Genomic DNA, 18,890 nt, shown 5'->3' with positions numbered 1-18,890 from the left:
AACCAGTGATGACGGACAGCCTGCAACATTTCAGCCAGCAACATGGCCGTTTTTCAATGCCCTGGAAGGCAGACAGCGGCGCCTTGCACCTGCCTGTCGTTCTGAACTGCTATCGCCCACCGGGTGTGGCAGCAGATGCCCCGGTGGTACTGGTGCAGCATGGCGTGCTGCGCAATGGCGACGACTACCGCGACTTCTGGATGCCTGCAGCAGATCGCCATGGCCTGCAGATCATCGCACCGACCTTTGGCAACGAGCACTGGCCGGGCGTGGAGAGCTACAACAACGGCAGTGTCTGGACCGAAGACGCAGAGCTGCGCGATCGCGCCTACTGGTCGTACCAGGCGGTAGTCGTATTGGCGCAGCAGTTGCGCGATGCGGGCATCGTGGGCGGTCAGCCGCTCTACCTGTTTGGCCACTCTGCAGGCGGCCAGTTTGTGCATCGGCTCGTCAGCACTCTGGGGGCTGATGGATTTGCTGGCGTGGTTGCGGGCAATCCCGGCTGGTACACCTTGCCGAATGCGACACTCACTTTCCCGGAAGGGCTGGCCGGCATCGGGCTGGCGGCCGACGCGCTGGAACGCCTGCTGGCTACGCCGCTGGTCATTCTGGCAGGTGACCAGGATACCGATACCCTTGATCCCAATCTTCCCGCCGAGCCTGCAGCGCTGCGCCAGGGGCCGCACCGTTTTGCACGCGCCCGCCATTACTTTGCGGCAGGGCAGGCTGCGGCCGCGCAACTGGGCATGCCACTGGCATGGCAACTGCACGAAGTCGCTGGCATCGGCCACGACGGAGAGGCCATGAGCCATGTCTGCGCACACTGGTGGTTCGAGGGCCGTATGCCCGACGCTGCATGGCTCGCGCAATGGGCAGGCCGCACCACCGCCTGATAACACACCACAACACCAAGGACATCTACTATGCAAGCAACTACCCAACAATTGGTCGATGGCATCTCGGACTGGATGCGCTGCGAGTCTCCATCCAGCGACCCGGCTGCACTGGCGCGCATGGTGGAGATGATGCGGGCACAAGCCGCTGCTGCGGGTCTGCGTGCCACGGTGACTGAAACCTATGCGCAGGGCAAGCATGGCACGGGGCCGGCGCTGCCTTTGCTGCACATCACCAATCGTGCAGAAGGTGATACGCGTCAGGGGTTGTTGATTCTGGGCCACTCGGATACGGTGCATCCCATCGGTATGCTGGCGGACAACCCGATCCGCATCGAAGGCGACCGACTGTATGGGCCAGGCGGTTATGACATGAAGGCTGGCATCTACCTGGCGCTGACGGCACTGAGCGCTGCCGCTGCGCCCGGCAGCACGCCGCTGCCGGTCGATTTGCTGATCGTTCCCGATGAGGAAACCGGCAGCCACGCATCGCGCAAGCACATCGAGGCCTTTGCCAGCAACGCCAAATATTGCCTGGTGGCGGAACCTGCCCGCGCCAACGGTGGCCGTTGCGTGACTGCACGCAAGGGAACCGGCATGCTGCGCCTGGGCGTCAAGGGCCTGGCGTCGCACGCCGGGGTCGCGCATGAAAAGGGCCGAAGCGCCATCCGTGAAATGGCGCACCAGATTCTGGCGCTGGAAGCCATGACCGATTACCAACGCGGTGTTACCGTGAGCGTGGGCAAGGTGGAAGGTGGCACGGCCACCAACACCGTGCCTGCCTACTGCAAGTGCATTGTCGATTTCCGCTTGCCCGATCTGCAGGCCGCAGACGAACTGGTTGGCAAGATGCGTGCGCTGCGTCCGGTGGGTGAAGGGGTGTCGCTGGACATCGATGTGGAAGTGAACCGCCCGCCGATGGTGAAGGATGCCAAGGCCGAAGCACTGCTGGCGCGTGTGCAGCAGTCGGCCAAGGAAGCAGGCTTTGCACTGGAAGAAGCACCGCCCACGGGTGGCGGCAGCGATGCCAATTTCACCTCGGCCATGGGCGTGCCATCGCTGGATGGGCTGGGTGCCGATGGCGATGGTGCACACACCGTGACCGAATACATTCTGGTGTCGACACTGGAGATGCGTGCCCGTTTCTGGCACCATCTGCTCACACACTTGGATTGAGGCTGTCGCTCCTGTCTTGCAGGAGCCCAATCCCATAAAAAATGGGCGCCACCAGCGCCCTTTTTTTTGAGGCTTATTGCAGGCTGTCGGCGTAGCGCGCTGCACTCTTCTGGCCGCCCAGGGTGATCCATGTGAGCAGCACGCCGCACAGTGCGCCGGTGGCCATGCCCACCACCATGGGCAGTGGCTTGCCATTGGAGAACACGCCGACCACCTGCATCGCAACAGCCCCCGTCAGCATCTGCAAGGTGCCCAGCAGGGCTGATGCGGTGCCTGCGATCTCGCCGTGCTCTTCCAGCGCCAGCACCGATGTGGTTGGAATCACCAGGCCCATCAAGGCACTGGAGATGAAGTACAGCACGATCAGTACGATCAGTTGATCGCCGCCCAGCAGGTAATAGGCCAGCAGGCTGGTCATCACCACACCGCATGCACTGGCGGCCACCTTGACCACGGGCACCAGCCCGAACCGTTTACCCAATGCGCCGGTGAACTGAGCGGCGCCAATGAAGGCAATCGCATTGAGCGCAAATGCCATGCTGTACTGCGTGGTGGAGAGCCCGTAGTGGTTGATCAGCACAAACGGCGAACCTGCCAGATAGACAAAAAAGCCTGCCATTGCACAGGAGCCGATGAATACCAGACCCAGGTAGTGCCAGTCGCGCAGCAAGAAACCGTAGGCCTGCAATACACCGCCAAGGCTGCTGTCCAGTCGGGCATCGGCGGGGCGCGTCTCGGGCAGGCCACGCACCATGGCAGCCAGGCCCAGAATGGCCGCTACCCCCACGACCCAGAACACCATGCGCCAGCCACCCACGGCGATGACACCGCTGCCCGCCAGCGGAGCGAGGATGGGGGACACGCTGAACACCAGCATCAGAAGCGACATCATGCGTGCCGCTTCATGCCCCGTATGCAGGTCACGCACCACGGCACGCGGAATCGCCATGCCTGCTGCAGCGCCCATGCCCTGCACGAAGCGCAGCACCACCAAGGTGTGGATGTCCTGTGCCAGTGCGCATCCCACGCTTGCCAGCACGAAGATCGACAAACCCAGGTACAGCGGTCTCTTGCGCCCCCACATATCGGCCAGGGTGCCAAACAGAGGCTGGCCTACGCCCAGTGCCAGAAAGAAGGCGGTGAGGCTGGCCTGTACGGCGCCAACAGGGGCATTCAGGCTCGCGCCAATCTGTGGCAGCGCGGGCAAATACATATCGATGGCAAAGGGCCCGATGGCTGAGAGCAGACCCAGAATGAAGACCAGGCGAAGCGAGATGGAGGAGGAGGACGAGCCGGAAGTTTCAGACATAGGAGCGGGATTGTCGCCGATACATGCGCGAGGCGTGTGTCAGCGAAATCCGCACCTCTGTAATGCCCTGATTTGCAGAAGGTGTTATGCGTTTGCCAGAGTGGCAAAGTGGCGTTGTGCAAATGCTTCGTACCACGCCAGGCACCCGGGATTGGCCATGGTTTCCGGATTCAGTACTTTGTCTGCTGGTTGGCCCAGCATCAATTTCTTGATGGGCAGTTCCAGTTTCTTACCGGTCAAGGTGCGTGGGATTTCTGCCACTTGCAAGATGGCATCGGGCACAAAGCGGGGCGAAAGGGCGGTGCGGATGGCCTGGCTGATGCTGGCCTTGACGGTGTCATCCAGTACGATGCCCTCGCGCAGCACGACAAACAGCGGCATATAGCTGTCCTTGCCCAGGTATTCCAGATCCACCACCATCGAGTCCTGCACTTGCGGTAGCGCTTCGACCGCGTTGTAGATTTCGCTGGTGCCCATGCGCAAGCCCTGGCGGTTGATGGTGGCATCGCTGCGGCCATAGATGATGCAGCTGCCATCGCTGTCCACCTGTATCCAGTCTCCGTGGCGCCAGATGCCGGGCCAGTGGTCGAAATAGCTGTCCAGATAGCGTCGCTTGCCAGGGTCGTTCCAGAAGTACAGCGGCATCGAAGGAATGGGCTGGACGCAGACCAGCTCTCCGACTTCGCCCGTCACCGGTTGGCCCTGTTCGTTCCAGGCCTCGACGGCATGGCCGAGCCAGCGGCATTGCATGCGGCCCGGTGCCTGCGGCAACTCGCGGTTGCCGCCGATGAAGGCGCCGCAAAAATCGGTGCCGCCAGAGATGTTGCACCAGAATACGTCGCCAGCTCCGGCTGCTTGCAGCTGTGCACTGCCCCAGCGCTGCACCTCGGGCGCCAGCGGCGAGCCGGTGCTGCCCAGGGTGCGAACCTGCTGCAGTCCGGGAATGGCCGCAATATCCAGGCCTGCCTTCATGCAGTTGCTGTAGTAGGCGGCGCCAGCGCCGAAAATGGTCGTTTGGTGTTTGGCGGCAAAACGCCACAGCACACCCCAGTCGGGCTGGCTGCTGCTGCCAGCGGGGTGACCATCAAAAATGGTGATGGTGGTGCCAAACAGCAGGCCGCTTGCCTGTATGTTCCACATCACCCAGCCCGTGGAGCTGTACCAGTGAAAGCGTTCGTTGCGGTTGTTGTCGCCATAGCTGGCTCCCAGGTCGTTGTGCAGCCCCGCCACATGCAGCGCGAGCAGAATGCCGCCGGTGCCGTGGACAATGGGCTTGGGCAGGCCTGTGGTGCCGCTGGAATAGACGATCCAGATCGGATGGTCAAAGGGTAGCCATTCAGGCTCGAAAGCGGCGATGGCCTGCGCATCTTGCGCAGTGGCCCATTGCCAGTCGTGGCTGTCAGGAACAGGTGCAGTTGCATAGGGCGTGGATATGGCGATGCGCTGCTGCACCGATGGTAGCTCGGCCAGCAGCGATTGCACGACGGCGCTGCGATCGAGTGGCTTGCCGCCGTAGTACACACCGTCCACGGCAATGAGCACCTTGGGCTCGATCTGCTTGAAGCGATCGACTACCGCAGCGACACCCATGTCGGGTGCGCACAGGCTCCATATGGCACCAATGCTGGTGCATGCCAGCATGGCGACCACTGTTTCGGGAATATTGGGCATGTAAGCTGCCACGCGGTCGCCACGCACCACACCCAGCTTGCGCAGCGCGATGGCGACCGAAGCCACCTGGCGCTGCAATTCGGGCCAAGACATTTCACGCACTTCTCCACGCTCGTTGTCGCTCACGATGGCCGGCATGCCTGCAGCATCGGCCGCCTTTACATGCCGCAGCAACTGGCGCGGCAGGCTCACCTGCACGCCTCTGAACCATTGGGTGTCGGGCATTGCATCGCCGCTCAATACCTGCAGGTCTTTGGTGAGGGCTACTGGCGATTGCAACTGGTAGTAATCCCAGATGCTGCGCCAGAAATCAGCCAGATGTGAAACAGACCAGCGGTGCAGGTCTTCGTAGCTGTTGAAGCGCAGGCCACGTTGCTGGGCGAGCCAGTCCTGGTACATGCGAATCTGGGGCGTTAAAGCGTGGTCTAAGGCGTGGGTTGAGGCAGTCATGGCACGTTGAGAGGAAGCTGTGCAGAGCCTACGCAAAGCGGCGGTGCGCCGCATGGGGGAAAGCACGGAAGCGCTGTCGCACGGGTAGCAGCTTGGTACCGATGCAAAGACATGACGGCGGTATGTCAACCTGGCAATAGGCGAGTGCCAGCATGGAATCTTCCACCGTAACAAAATAGCGCAGCCTTGCTGGAACTATTGCATTAGGCTCGGTTCTTATTGACCTCGCCCCCCACGTGTTGGCATCTCGGGGCAACGGCCGCATCTGCTCCCTGCAGTTGTTGGCCACTGTGACGGCCCTACTGGCCGGTTCACTCATCAGTCAGCTTTTCGGCGCCGTTGCGCGTTAAGCAACATAGGTTTGTAAACCCCAGACAAATTCTTCTGCAGGCTTTGCAGCGGCAGACATAGGTTATTTGGGTCTGGGCGTGTGGCATGGCTTCCTGGCATGCCGACGAAGTAGGGAGTGTGTCTGTTTTGTCTGTTTTGCGATTGAAATACAACCCTGCGCTGGATGGTTTGCGCGCGGTGGCGATTGTGTTGGTGTTTCTGTCCCATGCCCATGTGCCCATGTTTGATGGTGCGTTCTTTGGCGTGGATCTGTTTTTTGTGCTCAGCGGCTTTTTGATCACGTCGCTGCTGCTCAAAGAATTCCAACAAGATGGTCGATTGGATTACTGGCGCTTTTACAAGCGGCGGTTTCTGCGCCTGGCGCCTGCATTGTTGTTGTTCCTTGGCGCATATTGGGTATTTGCGCCGCTGATCTGGCCTGATCTGGAAGACATCAACCAGGATGTGGTGGTATCGGCACTTTATCTGGCGGACTACGGTATCGCCTTTTTCGACAGTCCCAATACTCTGCTGCATATGTGGTCGCTCTCGGTGGAAGAGCACTTCTACCTGGTCTGGCCGCCTTTGCTGGCATTGTTGCTGACGCATACTGCGCGTAAGCAATTGTGGCGTCCTGTGTTCTTGCTTGTGGTGCTGATGTTTGTCTGGCGTGCCTATTGGGTGGCAAGGGGTCAGCAGTTCTACGAAATCTTCTTCCGTTTCGATACCCGGGCCACCGGCATGCTGCTGGGCAGTCTGCTGGCTGTGGTCTCGGTGCACCGCGCCGAATGGATGGATGCGCTGCACGCACGCCAGAAGTACCTGCTGTGGCTGCTGCCGGTGTTCCCTTTCATCATCATCGGCTATGCCTGGGATGATGCAGGTGCACTGCTATGGGGTTTTGCGTTGGCTGAGCTGACTGCAGTTGCAATCGTCATTGCGGTGAGCAAGCACAAAGGCGCGTTATATGACATGCTGAGCCTGCCTTTGCTGGTGTGGTTGGGCAAGATGTCATATGGCATCTATCTGTGGCACTACCCTGTAGTGCGGTTGTTGCGCGCGCATATGGATTGGGCCTGGGTGGTGGCACTGGGCTTGCCGCTGTCTGCCGCATTTGCAGCGCTATCGTTCTACACCGTGGAGCGCTGGGCTTTGCACCTGCGTGACCGTGTAGGGCGCGGTGCGCCTTCTGCGCACCCGGTTGCAACGCGCCAGGTAGCGCAGAGACGAACTGCCACCGTCTGAAATTGGTCTGCAACGCACCGATGGCGCAGTGCGATGTCTGTTTCAGGTGGATCGCCAATGGGCTGAGCAAGGTAAGGTAGCCACGGACAGTTCAGGATGATTTCGACAAGCCGACCGCACGCAGGTGTGGTCGGCTTGTTTTCATTTCAGAACCTGAAAGCACGGAGCCCGCGCAGCGATGCCACAAAGACCTAGCCTGCAGCGGCGAGTGAACCGATAGGGCAAGACCCGCGCAGGCATTGGCGAAGCCCTGTGAATGGGTTGTCACTGTCAACAATAATGCGTGTCCAAGTATTACATGATTTAAAAAATGCATTGAATTTAAAAATAGCATTGCCTGTGATTTTTGGGTGCAAATTGCTGTGCTTTTAAAAAAAGGTGAATATTTCACTGTGTGGAGAAAAGTATTGAAATTAATTTTTCGATAGATTTCTTTGAAGCCTGTATTTTTCTTATTAATGATTAATCTTTATATTTTTGCGTTTTGATTTATTAAATAAATTTAAGTACTCGATTCCCCAGGTGTAGGGTAGTGATCGTGAGGCTTCGTGTGCTACTTGCTAATATTTTGTAATTAGCTGGTTGGGAGTGTCTCGGGTGGATGGGTTGATCGAGTCAGCCGTGCATCAAACTGGTTGGTATCTATCTGCCCATTCTTGGAGCCTTGGTCCAAGAGGAGGCGATATGACTACCGCAGGAATGAAAGGGATCGCACGTTCGGTGATCCGTTGGCTCATCATGGCAACTGCATATGGCTGGGGGGCGATGGCATTCGCAGCTTCCTCCGGCACCGGTCAAGCCTATGGACTGGAAGCCTCTGCAACCGTGCTGGCGCTGCTTCCGGGCCCTCCGCTGGTGGGGTTGGATACCAAGTTTGCCAACACAGGGCAGGGTAGCGCGCCGCCGGATTTCAACAAACCCAGCGATGTTGCGAATGTTGGCGTCAATGCGGCGGGAATTCTGAAGGTCGATACGGGTGTCATCACCTCGTTGACAAAGAGCACCTTGACCCGCAACAGCGTGACCTCGACTTCTCAGGTCAATGGATTGGGGCTTTCCTTGCTCAACCTCCTCAACATACCGTTGTTGAACCTTGGTGCAGGGACCATCACGTCCACGGCAACGATGACCTGTGACAAGGGGCAGCCAGTCGCATCAGGGCGCACGGACATCTTGAATGGCTCCGGCCAATTAGCTGGTCTGGGTCTGGATGTCGGGGTGAATCTGGATGCGAGTGTGGGTCTTCTTGGCATTGCCACCATCACGGTCAATGAGCAAACCGTCACTCCGACCAGCATTTCCGTCAATGCGGTCCATGTGAGAATCAATGTGCTTGGCCTGATCAGGGCAGATGTGGTTATCGGCCACTCCGAAGCGTCGATGCTGGATTGCCAGTCCACCGTGACGTTGGACGATCTGCAGAACCCGGTTGCAGCCAGCAACCTGCTTCCTGTCAGCGGTACCTGCAGCCCTGGCAGCAACGATCTTGCCATCACGACGCTTCCCGCAGGCGCCAGCCAGACGCTGTCCTGCCAGAGCAATGGCAGCTATGGCGGCACGCTCAACGTCTCGGCTCTGCCTGCGGGTGCCATCACGGTGACTGCCTCACAGACGCCGTCTGGGCCCAATAGTTCTGCCAGCAAGAGTACGGTCAAGAATCCGCCCTCCAATCCGGGTGCGCCCACAGTGTCGGTCACTGCGCCCGCCATCACGGTAAGCAATCAGACTTCCTACGGCGTCTCGGGTGCCTGCTCTGCGGAAGGGCAGCCGGTAACGGTCAGCATTGGCGGCATCCCTGCATCGGCGACCTGTACCGGCGGTAACTGGTCGGTGTCGGGCGTCAACGTCAGCGGTCTACCCGATGGCACCATCACGGTGACTGCCTCGCAGACCGTGAACAACCAGACCGGGCAAGGATCGACGACAACGAACAAGAGCACCGTACCGAATCCTGGCGAGACTCCCGTGGTCACGGTCAGCAATGCTGCGGTGATCAATGCAGCCAATCAGGCGTCCTACGGTGTTTCGGGTACCTGCTCGGCCAACGGCCAGCCTGTTGTAGTGACCATTGGCAGTGCTGCTGCGCAGGCCGTCTGCAACGGTGGTACATGGGCGGTCTCGGGCGTCAATGTCAGCACCGTAGGCGATGGCCCTGTCACGGTGACTGCCTCGCAGACCGTCAATAACCAGACGGGTTCGGGCTCGCGCTCCACCACCAAGGATGCGAAGCCGCCCACGGTGGCTGTGACCTCGGCGCCTGCCATCAATGCTGCCAATCAGGCATCTTATGGAGTCTCTGGTACCTGCTCGGAGAGCGGATCGTCGGTGTCGGTGGGCATTGGCAGCGTCACTGTGGTGCCCTCGCCTGTGTGCAGCAACGGTACCTGGTCCGCTTCCGGCGTAGATGTGGGTGGGTTGCCAGCAGGCCCTGTCACGGTCACGGCGTCGCAGACCGATGCGGCAGGCAACACCGGTACAGGTGCTCTCACGACCACCAAGAATTCCTCGGCATCTGCCGTGGCGGTGACCGCTGCGCCACCCATCAATGCGTCCAACCAGTCCTCCTATGGCGGCGTCACGGGAACGTGTTCTGCGACTGATGGGACAGTGACGGTGGCCATCGGCAGCCTGACCACCACGACCGCCTGCAATGGTGGCAATTGGACGGCTTCAGGCATTACCGTCAGCAGTCTGCCTGACGGTGTCGTGACGATCACCGCATCGCAGACCGTGAATGGCACCGTCATCAGCGGCTCGCGCACCACGGTGAAGGATGTGACGTCGCCGGCCGTGTCGATTACGACCGCGCCAACGATCGATGGATCGAACCAGTCGTCCTACAGCGTTTCGGGCGCCTGCACGACAGAGGATGGGGCCGTGACGGTGAGCATTGGCAATGTAACGGCTTCGGCACCTTGCACCAATGGAGTCTGGACGGTTTCCGGTGTCAAGGTCGGAGGGCTGCCGGCCGGATCTGTGACGGTTACGGCATCGCAGACCGATGCAGCAGGTAATACCGGCACTGCCACACGTCAGGTGACCAAGACGACTCCGTCTGATGGTTCAGGTACGGATACCGGCATCGGTGAGCCTCAGGGCGGCAACTGGGTGATCACGGCCGAGCTCAACGGCAAGCCCGGTCGTGGCATGGGCATCGATGTTCAGAATGGCAAGTTTGTGATGCAGGTGTACAACTACACCTCCACTGGCGCGCCAACCTTCCACATCGCCATCGGCGTCATGGACGGCAACAAGGTGGTTGCGCCACTGACGTCCTACCAGGGTGGTCGTTTCTTCGGCAGCGGCCCTCTTGACGGGACTGAGGTAGGCAATGCAGGCAATGTAGAGGTGACCTTCACCAGCCGAACCACGGGCTCCATCAAGTTCCCCGGCGAAGTGGCCAAGGCTATAGAGCGCTTCGACTACGAAGGCACACCTGCAGGCACCTTTGCAGATCCTGCATATGTGGATCGCTGGGCCATGGTGGAGCTGGACCAGAACAGCCAGCCTGTCAGAACCTGGTGGGCCGACATCGGCTCAGGTGAGCAGGTGGGCCTGAACTACGACTGGACGCTTTCTCCAGCCCCCTGGCCCTATGCCGCCAGTACCAAGCTCACGATGCATGGCTTTGACGGTGCGCTGAGCACGCCATTCTTCGCCACCTGCGACTATGGCGGCGCCGACCGCATCTTCAACTGCTCGGGCAGTTCAGCGCAGCCAGTCGGGCTTGTGTCCGTGACCATGCAGCGCAGCGTGGACCAGGTGGTGGGCGCCGTTCAGTTCGGTACGGGAGAAAAGCACCGGTTTATCGGCGCACGCATCACGCGCTCCGCGTATACGACTGCTGGAGGCAAAGCCGCGCTGACCACCTACTTCCGGCCAGACTATGCACCTGAGGCAGGCACCTGGATCGTGAGCAACGAAATCACGGGCAAACCAGGCCGCGGTCTGGCGGTGGATCTGCAAAAGCCCACCAACAGCCAGGATCACACCCTGTTCATCTCGGTCTATGACTATGAAAACCAGGGCAGCGCCACGTTCCACAGTTTGATGGGCACACATGAGCCGTCCACGATCCCCGCTGCCAATAGGCCTGACATTCCGCTCAACCAGTACAAGGGTGGCCGTTATTTCGGCAGCGGCGATCTGGTCGCAAGCTACCAGGGCAACGCAGGCAATGCGGAGAACATCAAGTTCACCTCGTCGTCCACGGGAACCATCCAGTTCCCCAATGAGGAAACGGTACAGATCGAGCGCTTCTACTTCGGTATCGACAAGAACAGCATCGATTCTCTGGTGGGTTCGTGGGTGGTGCTGGCGCACAGCGGGGCCATGAAGAGCCGGATCTTCAACTTCGTGCCCTATACCGGAGATTCGGTCATTGACCGTGCGAGCGGTTATGTCTGTACCAGGAACCAGCTGCGAGGTTTCAACTTCCGCTGTGCCCCTGCACAGGTGGGTGCGGATACTCCGGTCATCCGCTTCTCCACCGGGTTCTACGCTGCCTCCCGAGGTATCGAGGGCGATGGCGGGGCCGACCCGGACACCACGCCAGAGCTGATGGTGATGCGTATCACCGACGCCGATGGGCAGCCGGTGCAAGGCGGCGCCATGCTCCCTGAAGACGACCGATAGCAGGGCGGGCCGGGCGACCGTCACAGCCCGGCTTCTCGCCAAATCCGCCTCAGCAAACTTCGGCCCCATGCCTACGGCATGAGGGCCGAAGTGGTTTTGTATCTGCAGCCAGACAGCATTTGGTGGCGCCAAGGTATAACCCATGCATGCCAAATCCTTCTTTCTCCCATCACGACAGGCCTGCCCCGACAGGCGCTGACGACGTACTGCAGTTCTGGCTCGGCACCGCGCGCCCGGACAATGCACAGGCGCTGCAGCAGCGCCAGCAATGGTTCACCAAGTCCGACGCCTTCGATGCCGAGATGCGGCAGCGCTTTGGTACTGCCGTGCAGGCGGCGCTGGATGGGCAATTGGACGGCTGGGCCATGGAGCCTTGGGGCCGGCTGGCGCTGATCCTGCTGCTCGACCAGTTCACTCGCAATATCCACCGTGGCACGCCCCAGGCATTCGCAGGTGACCGGCGGGCGCTGGAACTGGCGCTGGGCGCCATCGAGTCGGGCGAGGACCTGCATCTGCCCGAGGTGCTGCGCATCTTTGTCTACCTCCCGCTGGAGCATGCGGAAGACCCCGCCATGCAGCGGCGCAGCGTGCTGGCCTTTGCGGCGTTGGCAAAGGCAGCAGGTGTTGACACCGATCTGGCGCAGTTTCTGCAGGGCACGCTGGACTATGCCTGGCGCCACCAGGAGGTGATCGCACGCTTTGGCCGCTTTCCGCACCGCAATGCAGTGCTGGGGCGGACCAGCACGCCCGATGAATTGCTCTATCTGTCCCAGCCCGGCGCAGGTTTCTGAATCAGAAGGGCACGCACAGTCGGTCTTGTCTCACAGACAGCGATAGGGTGGCGGGCTATGTTCGATAGGTGCCGTGCTTGAAAACACCCACTGGTTTTCAAGCGAATCCAATCCCATGGAGGAACCTACGATGCCACAAACCAAGAAAATCACACTCACCCTGGACCAGGCCCGACTCGACGCAGCCAAGAAAAGTCTGAATGAGGGTGCGGTGCTCCCCGATGCCTCACCCTACCGCGAAGACATCATCAAACTGCTCAACGATGCGCTGGCGACCGAACTGGTCTGTGTGCTGCGTTACAAGCGCCACCATTTCACGGCGACGGGTCTGGAATCCCCCGCCGTGGCGGACGAGTTTCTCGTGCACGCCAATGAAGAGCAATCGCATGCCGACCGGATCTGCACGCGCATCGTGCAACTGGGCGGCGAACCCGACCTGAACCCCGACACCCTCACCAATCGCAGCCACGCCGATTACAACGAGCAGCTGGATCTGCATGCGATGATTCGCTCCAACCTGGTGGCCGAGCGTGTGGCCATCGAGGCCTACACGCAGATGATCGATCTGATCGGCGACAAGGATCACACCACGCGCCGATTGATCGAGCAGATTCTGGAGCAGGAGCAGGAACACGCCGATGAACTGTCGGACTGGATGAACAAGGCCCGCTGATGCCTTGCACGGCTGCCCGCAACGGCAGCCGTTCTTCTGCCGCCATTCGGCACTGACTGGAGAGGAAAGCCCACACCATGACCACCCCTGAAGAGATCCACAAGAACGCCAGGCACATTCTGTACCTGCTGGTAAGCGAACAAAGCCTGCGTGCAGGTGAAGGACTCGACCCCCAGGTGCTTCAGCACGACCTGGACCGCCACCAGTTCAGCGCGCAGGACCAGCAGCAGGCGCTGACCTATGCACGGGAGCAAGGCTGGCTGCAGACAGGGCCCAATGGTGAGGTGCAGCTGACGGAAAAGGGATTTGCCCTGGACTGACTGGTTTTGCAAATTCCGGCTGCCAGCGCTCACCAGTAGTACGCATCAACTATTATTTTGATAGCGCTCGGTATCACCGCTGCTGCTGCCGCTGACAATACGCAATGCCGCCAATTGGCTGTGTGCTTGGCTGCTCCAATCGGGTGGCAATTGGTGCTTGGCCTGCAGGTAGTGATGGGTGTAGACATCCAGATAGGCCTCGAGCGTCTGCGCAGCACGCAGGTCACCGGCCAGATCCAGACACAGCGCAGCCACCTCTGCGGTGCAGAAGTGGTCGTCTCTTTTGGAGCGACGCAGCTGGTAGCGAGAAATCTGGTCCGGGTGGAGGCTGAGCACGGGGAAGCCGTCGAGCCGAGGGCTTTTGCGGAACATCTTGCGGGCTTCCGGCCAGGTGGCGTCGAGCAGAATGAACAGTGGCCTTTTGCCAAAATTTGCCACTGGCGCACGCCCGGTGTGCGCTAGTCCATCAAAATTCATAGCATCTGACGGTTTGGGCACCGTCCGCACGACACGGCTGGCGGGCTGCACGAACTCTTCGGGAAAGACGACATAAGGCTGCCACTGCGGATCGCTCAGCAGTGCGGTCAATGCGGGGTTCTCTTCCGTGCGCGACCAACCGAATGCATGGGTCTCGGCCACCACGTCGGCGATCAGCCACCCAGTGTTGCTGGGCTTGAGCGGCTCGGCATCATGCATCAGAAGGCACACGCCCGCATGGGTGGACTGGGTGGGGCGCAGCGCGCAGATGCAATGGCTGGGGCGCAGCCTGCATCCTTCACAGCGTTCTCCCTTGGGGCCGCCACGTGCCAGAAACGGCCGCGTACTGCGCGACTGGCGTTCGGTACGCAGGCGCGATACGGCGTGGGGGAAGACGGCGGGGTGGGGGGCAGGGGCAGAAGACACGGCCGCTATTGTCGTCGCCCTTTGCAGCCCAGGAAATTCAAGCGGCTTTGGCGTGGCCAAAGAGGCCTGGCCGCGACGGGGTGCTGGGCAGTCTGGTCTGCTTGGGGGCAGATTTCTCAGTCGCTCAGCGCTTCCAGCGCGAACAGTGGCACCTCGGCACGGCGGCTCAGCCATACGCCACCGCCAAGCTCGGTAAAGCCCTGGGCCAGCCCGCGCCGGTACAAGGCGGCGCGGTGGCGGAACAGGCGCGGATCGGTGAGCGTGTCGTCGATGATGTCGCGTTCATAGTCTTCGCGGGCCACGGCTTCCACATACAGGGCGCCGCAGGACAGGCGCCCCAGATTGTCCAGCGCCAGCTTCAGATCGGTGGGGCTCAGGTACGGCAGCACGCCCTGGCAGATGACCAGATCAAACGGCTCGCCCTCGGCGGGCTGGTAGTCGACGACGGAGCCGCGCTCCCAACCATAGCGCTGGCACAGATATTCGCTCAATTCCACACCGTGGTAGCTGGCAGAGGGAAAGTGTTCCGCAATCGCATCACGCCACAGGCCGATTCCGCAGCCCACATCGAGCACACGGCGCACCGGCACCCGCACATATTGCAGGTAACTGCAGACAAAGGTGCCCAGACGCGCGGCATGGGCCGGATCGACGACACTGGTTTTCTTGTCGAAATAAAAGCGCTGGTAATACGCCTCGTCAAACCATCCCTTGTCCGCTGATTGCACCATCGTCCTTTGCTGCTGAGCGCTGCCGGGCGGAGCGCTGAGCGGGCAGTATGGCGCAGATGGCGATGCTGGCGGCGCGCTGCGGTATTTCTTGCGAAACCATGGCGGTCTGTGCTGGCACAGGCGCTACCCGGCAGTAAAAAACGGGCGTTACCGCCCGTCCTGTCTGGAAAGATTGCTATCGAAAGACAGGCGAATCACTCCTTGGGTTTGCGATGTGCCAGGCACAGCTTGTTGCCGTCCGGATCGCGCAGATAGGCCAGATACAGGGCGCCAGGCCCTTCGCCGCGCCAGCCGGGCGGGTCTTCGCAGGTCACACCGCCGTTGGCAAGGCCTGCGGCGTGCGCGGCATTCACTTGCTCGGGGCTGGTGGCGGCAAAGCCTGTGGTGCTGCCATTGCCAAAAGTGGCTGGTTGGCCGTTGATGGGGGTGCTGACGCCAAACGTGCCGCCATTGCCGCGCCAGAAATAGCGGTTCTTGTTGGCATTGCCAGGCGGCACGCCCAGTACGCCCAGAAAGGCGTCGTAGAACTGGCGGGACTTTTCCAGATCGCTGGCGCCCAGCATGATGTGGTTGAACATGGTTGTCTCCAGTGGGGGGGGATGCAATAGTGCAGCGGCCACTATAACGAGAAAGGGGTTGCGTGCCGCGTTATGCGCGTGACAATTGCCGTGGGCGGTTTCTGGGGTATGAAGACAATAATTTGATAGCTGACAGTGCTTTATTGGTAAGAGCTGGATGCTGTTTTCATAAATATTTCGTGGAGCGGGCAACCGGGCGCGCGCATGCCCCTGTTGCGCAGTCGCCCGTGTGGGGCGGCCTGCACAGCCATCTGCGCTTGTCGCTATAGTCGATGCAGCTTGCAACCATTGCCCGCTCTACGGCATATGGATGGACAAGGAGCGCAAGTGCGCGGTGTACCGAACTATGAACCTCCAGAAAATTCTTGGCCCGCAGGCATCTTCGCACCTGCGGTTGATTGGCATGGCTTTGCTGTGGGGGGCGTCGTGGCCCGCCGGGCGCATGGTGGCGCAGCACATGCCGCCGCTGGCCGCATCGGGCCTGCGCTTTGTGCTCGCGGCCTTGGTGCTGCTGCCATGGATGTACATGGCAGGGGGGATGGGCCAGCTCAAGACCTGGTCGGCCCGGCGGTGGCTGGGCATGGCTGCAGCAGCCGCGACGGGGGTGTTTGGCTACGCCGCATTCTTTCTGAGTGGCTTGCAACACCTGCCGGCGAGCAAGGCGGCCCTGGTGATCACCCTCAACCCGGTGGTCACCTTGCTGCTGGCAGCGTGGATTTTCAAGGAACGGCTCAATCGCATCATTGGTCTGGGCATGCTGGTGGCCGCCATGGGCGCGGCGCTCGTCATATCGCACGGCAATCCGCTGCAACTGCTCAGCTCCGGCGTAGGCGTGGGAGAGCTGATGATTCTGGGCTGCGTGGTGTGCTGGGTGAGCTATACCCTGATCGGCCGGGCCATCCTGACCGGGGTGGATGCGCTCTCGACCACGGCAGTCACCTCCACCATGGGGGCGATCATGCTGCTGCTGGCCAGCCTGGTGGTGGAAGGCCCGCAAGGCATGGCTGGCGTTGTGCATGCGGGTGGCACGGCATGGGGCGCTCTGTTGTTTCTTGCCTGGGGCTCCACGGCCCTGGCCTATGCCTGGTATTTTGATGGTGTCAAGGCGCTGGGTGCGGGCGCCGCGTCAGGCTACATCACCCTGGTGCCGGTGATCGGTGTCATCTGCTCGGCCCTGTGGCTGGGTGAGCAGGTCGATGCATCCATGCTTGTGGGTGGCGCCTTGGCGGTGGCTGGCACGGCGGTGATGAACTGGGGGCGCCGCCAGCCCGCGCCTCTGGCCGGAGCAGCGCGCGCAGGCTGAATGAGCTGGCGCGGTGCTTGGCCGGTCATTGCGACGGAGGCTCCAGAACTGCGCATTCCTCTTCCACCCGCGCCCAAGGCTTGCTCTGGAACTCCTGCGCAGCGTAGTCCATGAATGCCTGTACCCGCGCCGGGCGGGTGCGGCTGGGCGGAGTCACGATGCTGAGCGAGAGCACATCGGCCTCCCAGCCAGGCAGCGTGGTCTGCAAACGGCCATCGCTCAGCTCCTGCCACACCAGAAAAGAGGGCTGCAAGGCCAGGCCCATGCCCGCCAGCAAGGCGGGCTGCAGCGCCTCGGCATTGTTCACCTGCAGCTGAAAAGGGATCGCCTGGGTATATTCACCATGCTCTGCGTGGCGAAAGCGCCAGGTTTTTCCATAGTGCGCGAGGCTGTACTGCAGGCCTTTGTGCTGCGCCAGTTCGCTGGGGTGGTTGGGATGGCCATGGCGTTTGAAGTATTCAGGAGCGCCCACCAGCAGGATCGGTACCTGGCACAGCCGGCGTGCGATCAGGCTGGAATCGCCGAGATTGGCAATCCGCAATGCCAGATCGAACCGGTCGCGGACCAGATCCTCCTGCTCGTCGGCAAACTGAAGGTGCAACTCCACATCGGGATACATCTGCATGAACCGGGGCAGAACCGGTGCCAGCCGCGTGATGCCGAATGACATCGGTGCTGCGATGCGCAACTGCCCTCGCAGGCTCGTCGAGCGGTCGGTGATATCGGCCTCGACCGCTTCTCCCTCCTGCAGGATGCGCGATGCCCGCTCCAGAGCACTTGCTCCGGCGTCGGTCAGCGTGATGCGCCGTGAGGTTCGGTGAAACAGGCTGGTCTTGATCCGCCCTTCGAGGCGGGAGATGGCTTTGGACACCGTGGCCTGTGACAGGGCCAAGTCTGCTGCGGTGCGGGCGAACGACCCTGTTTCCGCAACCTTGGCAAAGATCGCCCACGCTTCCAGATCTGGCAATTTGTTCATGGCATTGGCCGCTTGGGCATTGAGACACCCCTGCAATATGCCAGCCCCGGCGGGGTTTGTGGATGACAAAAATGGAAAGGGTGGAATTCCATTCCTTGGCTTCTCAACACCATGTCTGGCTTCTAGACTGCCCTTGCACTGAATCCGGAATCTCCGGTTCCTGCCTCCCAATTCAGCCCTTCAGCATTTGAAAGCGGTCACCATGTCCAGAACCAACCTTCTCGAAGTCCTGACACCGGCCAACAGCCAGATCATCTTCATCGACCAGCAGCCCCAGATGGCCTTTGGCGTGCAGTCCATCGACCGCCAGGTACTCAAGAACAATGTCGTAGGCCTGGCCAAGGCGGCCAAGGTCTTTGGCGTTCCGGCCACGATCACGACGGTGGAGACCGAGAGCTTCTCCGGCCACACCTATCCCGAGCTGCTGGGGGTGTTTCCCGAGCACCAGATTCTGGAGCGCACCTCGATGAACTCCTGGGACGACCAGAACGTACGCGATGCACTGGCAGCGGGCGCTGCCCAGGGCCGCAAGAAAGTGGTGGTTTCGGGGCTTTGGACCGAAGTGTGCAACACCACGTTTGCCCTGTCGTGCCTGCACGATACCGATTATGAAATCTACATGGTGGCCGATGCCTCGGGCGGCACATCGCTGGATGCGCACAACTACGCCATGGACCGCATGGTGCAGGCCGGTGTGGTGCCCGTGACCTGGCAGCAGGTACTGCTGGAATGGCAGCGTGACTGGGCACGCCGCGGCACCTACGATGCGGTGATGGACATCGTGCGTGAGCATTCGGGCGCCTACGGCATGGGCGTGGACTACGCCTACACCATGGTGCACAAGGCGCCCGAGCGCGCGCAGCACGGCGAGCGCGTGGGCCCCAACCCGGCCAAGGCCTGACCGTA

General features: G+C 60.9%; 15 protein-coding genes. 9 read left to right on the top strand and 6 right to left on the bottom strand.

The genetic code is table 11. The features are described 5' to 3' along the window. The first annotated feature begins 8 nt into the window (after window positions 1-8). Together ABIE32_RS00815 and ABIE32_RS00810 are read left to right on the top strand one after the other, a co-directional pair. A complete protein-coding gene (locus ABIE32_RS00815; protein ID WP_429012882.1) occupies window positions 9-893 on the top strand; it encodes an alpha/beta hydrolase in 885 nt (294 codons plus the stop codon). Between the two features lie 30 nt (window positions 894-923). Continuing rightward, complete coding sequence (locus ABIE32_RS00810) at window positions 924-2,069, top strand: M20 family metallopeptidase (protein WP_224150661.1); 1,146 nt, start codon at window positions 924-926, stop codon at window positions 2,067-2,069. A gap of 73 nt (window positions 2,070-2,142) precedes the next feature. On the opposite strand, the gene ABIE32_RS00805 is transcribed toward ABIE32_RS00810, so the two are convergent. Together ABIE32_RS00805 and ABIE32_RS00800 are read right to left on the bottom strand one after the other, a co-directional pair. Next, a complete protein-coding gene (locus ABIE32_RS00805) occupies window positions 2,143-3,378 on the bottom strand; it encodes a multidrug effflux MFS transporter (protein WP_429012879.1) in 1,236 nt (411 codons plus the stop codon). 84 nt (window positions 3,379-3,462) lie between these two features. Further along, window positions 3,463-5,499: an acetoacetate--CoA ligase gene (locus ABIE32_RS00800; RefSeq protein ID WP_429012876.1), complete on the bottom strand. Its 2,037-nt coding sequence runs from the start codon at window positions 5,497-5,499 to the stop codon at window positions 3,463-3,465. A gap of 435 nt (window positions 5,500-5,934) precedes the next feature. Between ABIE32_RS00800 and ABIE32_RS00795 the strand changes: the two genes are divergently transcribed. From ABIE32_RS00795 to ABIE32_RS00775, 5 genes are all read left to right on the top strand, one after another. Next, the gene (locus tag ABIE32_RS00795) at window positions 5,935-7,074 is read left to right on the top strand and encodes an acyltransferase family protein (RefSeq protein ID WP_429012874.1); all 1,140 of its coding nucleotides are present in this window, start codon (window positions 5,935-5,937) and stop codon (window positions 7,072-7,074) included. 684 nt (window positions 7,075-7,758) lie between these two features. Next, window positions 7,759-11,709 (top strand): beta strand repeat-containing protein, encoded by a 3,951-nt coding sequence (locus ABIE32_RS00790; RefSeq protein WP_429012871.1) that lies wholly within the window; start codon window positions 7,759-7,761, stop codon window positions 11,707-11,709. Between the two features lie 146 nt (window positions 11,710-11,855). Further along, window positions 11,856-12,500, top strand: coding sequence for a DUF924 family protein (locus ABIE32_RS00785; protein WP_429012869.1), 645 nt, complete (start codon window positions 11,856-11,858; stop codon window positions 12,498-12,500). A 130-nt stretch (window positions 12,501-12,630) separates the two neighbouring features. Next, window positions 12,631-13,173, top strand: a complete 543-nt coding sequence (locus ABIE32_RS00780; RefSeq protein WP_224150654.1) for a ferritin-like domain-containing protein — start codon at window positions 12,631-12,633, stop codon at window positions 13,171-13,173. A 77-nt stretch (window positions 13,174-13,250) separates the two neighbouring features. Beyond that, window positions 13,251-13,493 (top strand): hypothetical protein, encoded by a 243-nt coding sequence (locus ABIE32_RS00775; RefSeq protein WP_429012866.1) that lies wholly within the window; start codon window positions 13,251-13,253, stop codon window positions 13,491-13,493. Window positions 13,494-13,538: 45 nt separating this feature from the next. On the opposite strand, the gene ABIE32_RS00770 is transcribed toward ABIE32_RS00775, so the two are convergent. From ABIE32_RS00770 to ABIE32_RS00760, 3 genes are all read right to left on the bottom strand, one after another. Beyond that, a complete protein-coding gene (locus ABIE32_RS00770; protein ID WP_429012864.1) occupies window positions 13,539-14,396 on the bottom strand; it encodes a tRNA-uridine aminocarboxypropyltransferase in 858 nt (285 codons plus the stop codon). Between the two features lie 116 nt (window positions 14,397-14,512). Continuing rightward, window positions 14,513-15,124, bottom strand: a complete 612-nt coding sequence (locus ABIE32_RS00765; protein ID WP_429013603.1) for a class I SAM-dependent methyltransferase — start codon at window positions 15,122-15,124, stop codon at window positions 14,513-14,515. Between the two features lie 197 nt (window positions 15,125-15,321). Continuing rightward, on the bottom strand, window positions 15,322-15,705 hold the full coding sequence (locus ABIE32_RS00760) for a VOC family protein (RefSeq protein WP_184704513.1): 384 nt from the start codon (window positions 15,703-15,705) through the stop codon (window positions 15,322-15,324). 346 nt (window positions 15,706-16,051) lie between these two features. Between ABIE32_RS00760 and ABIE32_RS00755 the strand changes: the two genes are divergently transcribed. Then, window positions 16,052-17,008, top strand: a complete 957-nt coding sequence (locus ABIE32_RS00755) for a DMT family transporter (RefSeq protein WP_429012861.1) — start codon at window positions 16,052-16,054, stop codon at window positions 17,006-17,008. Window positions 17,009-17,033: 25 nt separating this feature from the next. Here the strand turns inward: ABIE32_RS00755 and ABIE32_RS00750 are convergent, their stop codons facing one another. Then, window positions 17,034-17,984: a LysR substrate-binding domain-containing protein gene (locus ABIE32_RS00750; RefSeq protein ID WP_429012858.1), complete on the bottom strand. Its 951-nt coding sequence runs from the start codon at window positions 17,982-17,984 to the stop codon at window positions 17,034-17,036. Between the two features lie 202 nt (window positions 17,985-18,186). Between ABIE32_RS00750 and ABIE32_RS00745 the strand changes: the two genes are divergently transcribed. Then, window positions 18,187-18,885 (top strand): hydrolase, encoded by a 699-nt coding sequence (locus ABIE32_RS00745; protein WP_429012855.1) that lies wholly within the window; start codon window positions 18,187-18,189, stop codon window positions 18,883-18,885. Window positions 18,886-18,890: the final 5 nt, after the last annotated feature.

This window comes from Comamonas sp. 4034 (assembly GCF_050434545.1).
Taxonomy (GTDB): Bacteria; Pseudomonadota; Gammaproteobacteria; order Burkholderiales; family Burkholderiaceae_C; genus Comamonas; species Comamonas odontotermitis.
Note: the sequence above shows the minus strand (reverse complement) of the source record. Positions and strands in the feature narration are given on the sequence as shown.

Excerpts from the sequence above, each read along its gene's own strand:
- ABIE32_RS00745 (WP_429012855.1), top strand. The coding sequence starts at position 18,187 with ATGTCCAGAACCAACCTTCTCGAAGTCCTGACACCGGCCAACAGCCAG.
- ABIE32_RS00780 (WP_224150654.1), top strand. The coding sequence starts at position 12,631 with ATGCCACAAACCAAGAAAATCACACTCACCCTGGACCAGGCCCGACTC.
- ABIE32_RS00755 (WP_429012861.1), top strand. The coding sequence starts at position 16,052 with ATGAACCTCCAGAAAATTCTTGGCCCGCAGGCATCTTCGCACCTGCGG.
- ABIE32_RS00750 (WP_429012858.1), bottom strand. The coding sequence starts at position 17,984 with ATGAACAAATTGCCAGATCTGGAAGCGTGGGCGATCTTTGCCAAGGTT.
- ABIE32_RS00775 (WP_429012866.1), top strand. The coding sequence starts at position 13,251 with ATGACCACCCCTGAAGAGATCCACAAGAACGCCAGGCACATTCTGTAC.
- ABIE32_RS00815 (WP_429012882.1), top strand. The coding sequence starts at position 9 with ATGACGGACAGCCTGCAACATTTCAGCCAGCAACATGGCCGTTTTTCA.
- ABIE32_RS00795 (WP_429012874.1), top strand. The coding sequence starts at position 5,935 with ATGGCTTCCTGGCATGCCGACGAAGTAGGGAGTGTGTCTGTTTTGTCT.
- ABIE32_RS00800 (WP_429012876.1), bottom strand. The coding sequence starts at position 5,499 with ATGACTGCCTCAACCCACGCCTTAGACCACGCTTTAACGCCCCAGATT.
- ABIE32_RS00785 (WP_429012869.1), top strand. The coding sequence starts at position 11,856 with ATGCCAAATCCTTCTTTCTCCCATCACGACAGGCCTGCCCCGACAGGC.
- ABIE32_RS00810 (WP_224150661.1), top strand. The coding sequence starts at position 924 with ATGCAAGCAACTACCCAACAATTGGTCGATGGCATCTCGGACTGGATG.
- ABIE32_RS00805 (WP_429012879.1), bottom strand. The coding sequence starts at position 3,378 with ATGTCTGAAACTTCCGGCTCGTCCTCCTCCTCCATCTCGCTTCGCCTG.
- ABIE32_RS00760 (WP_184704513.1), bottom strand. The coding sequence starts at position 15,705 with ATGTTCAACCACATCATGCTGGGCGCCAGCGATCTGGAAAAGTCCCGC.
- ABIE32_RS00790 (WP_429012871.1), top strand. The coding sequence starts at position 7,759 with ATGACTACCGCAGGAATGAAAGGGATCGCACGTTCGGTGATCCGTTGG.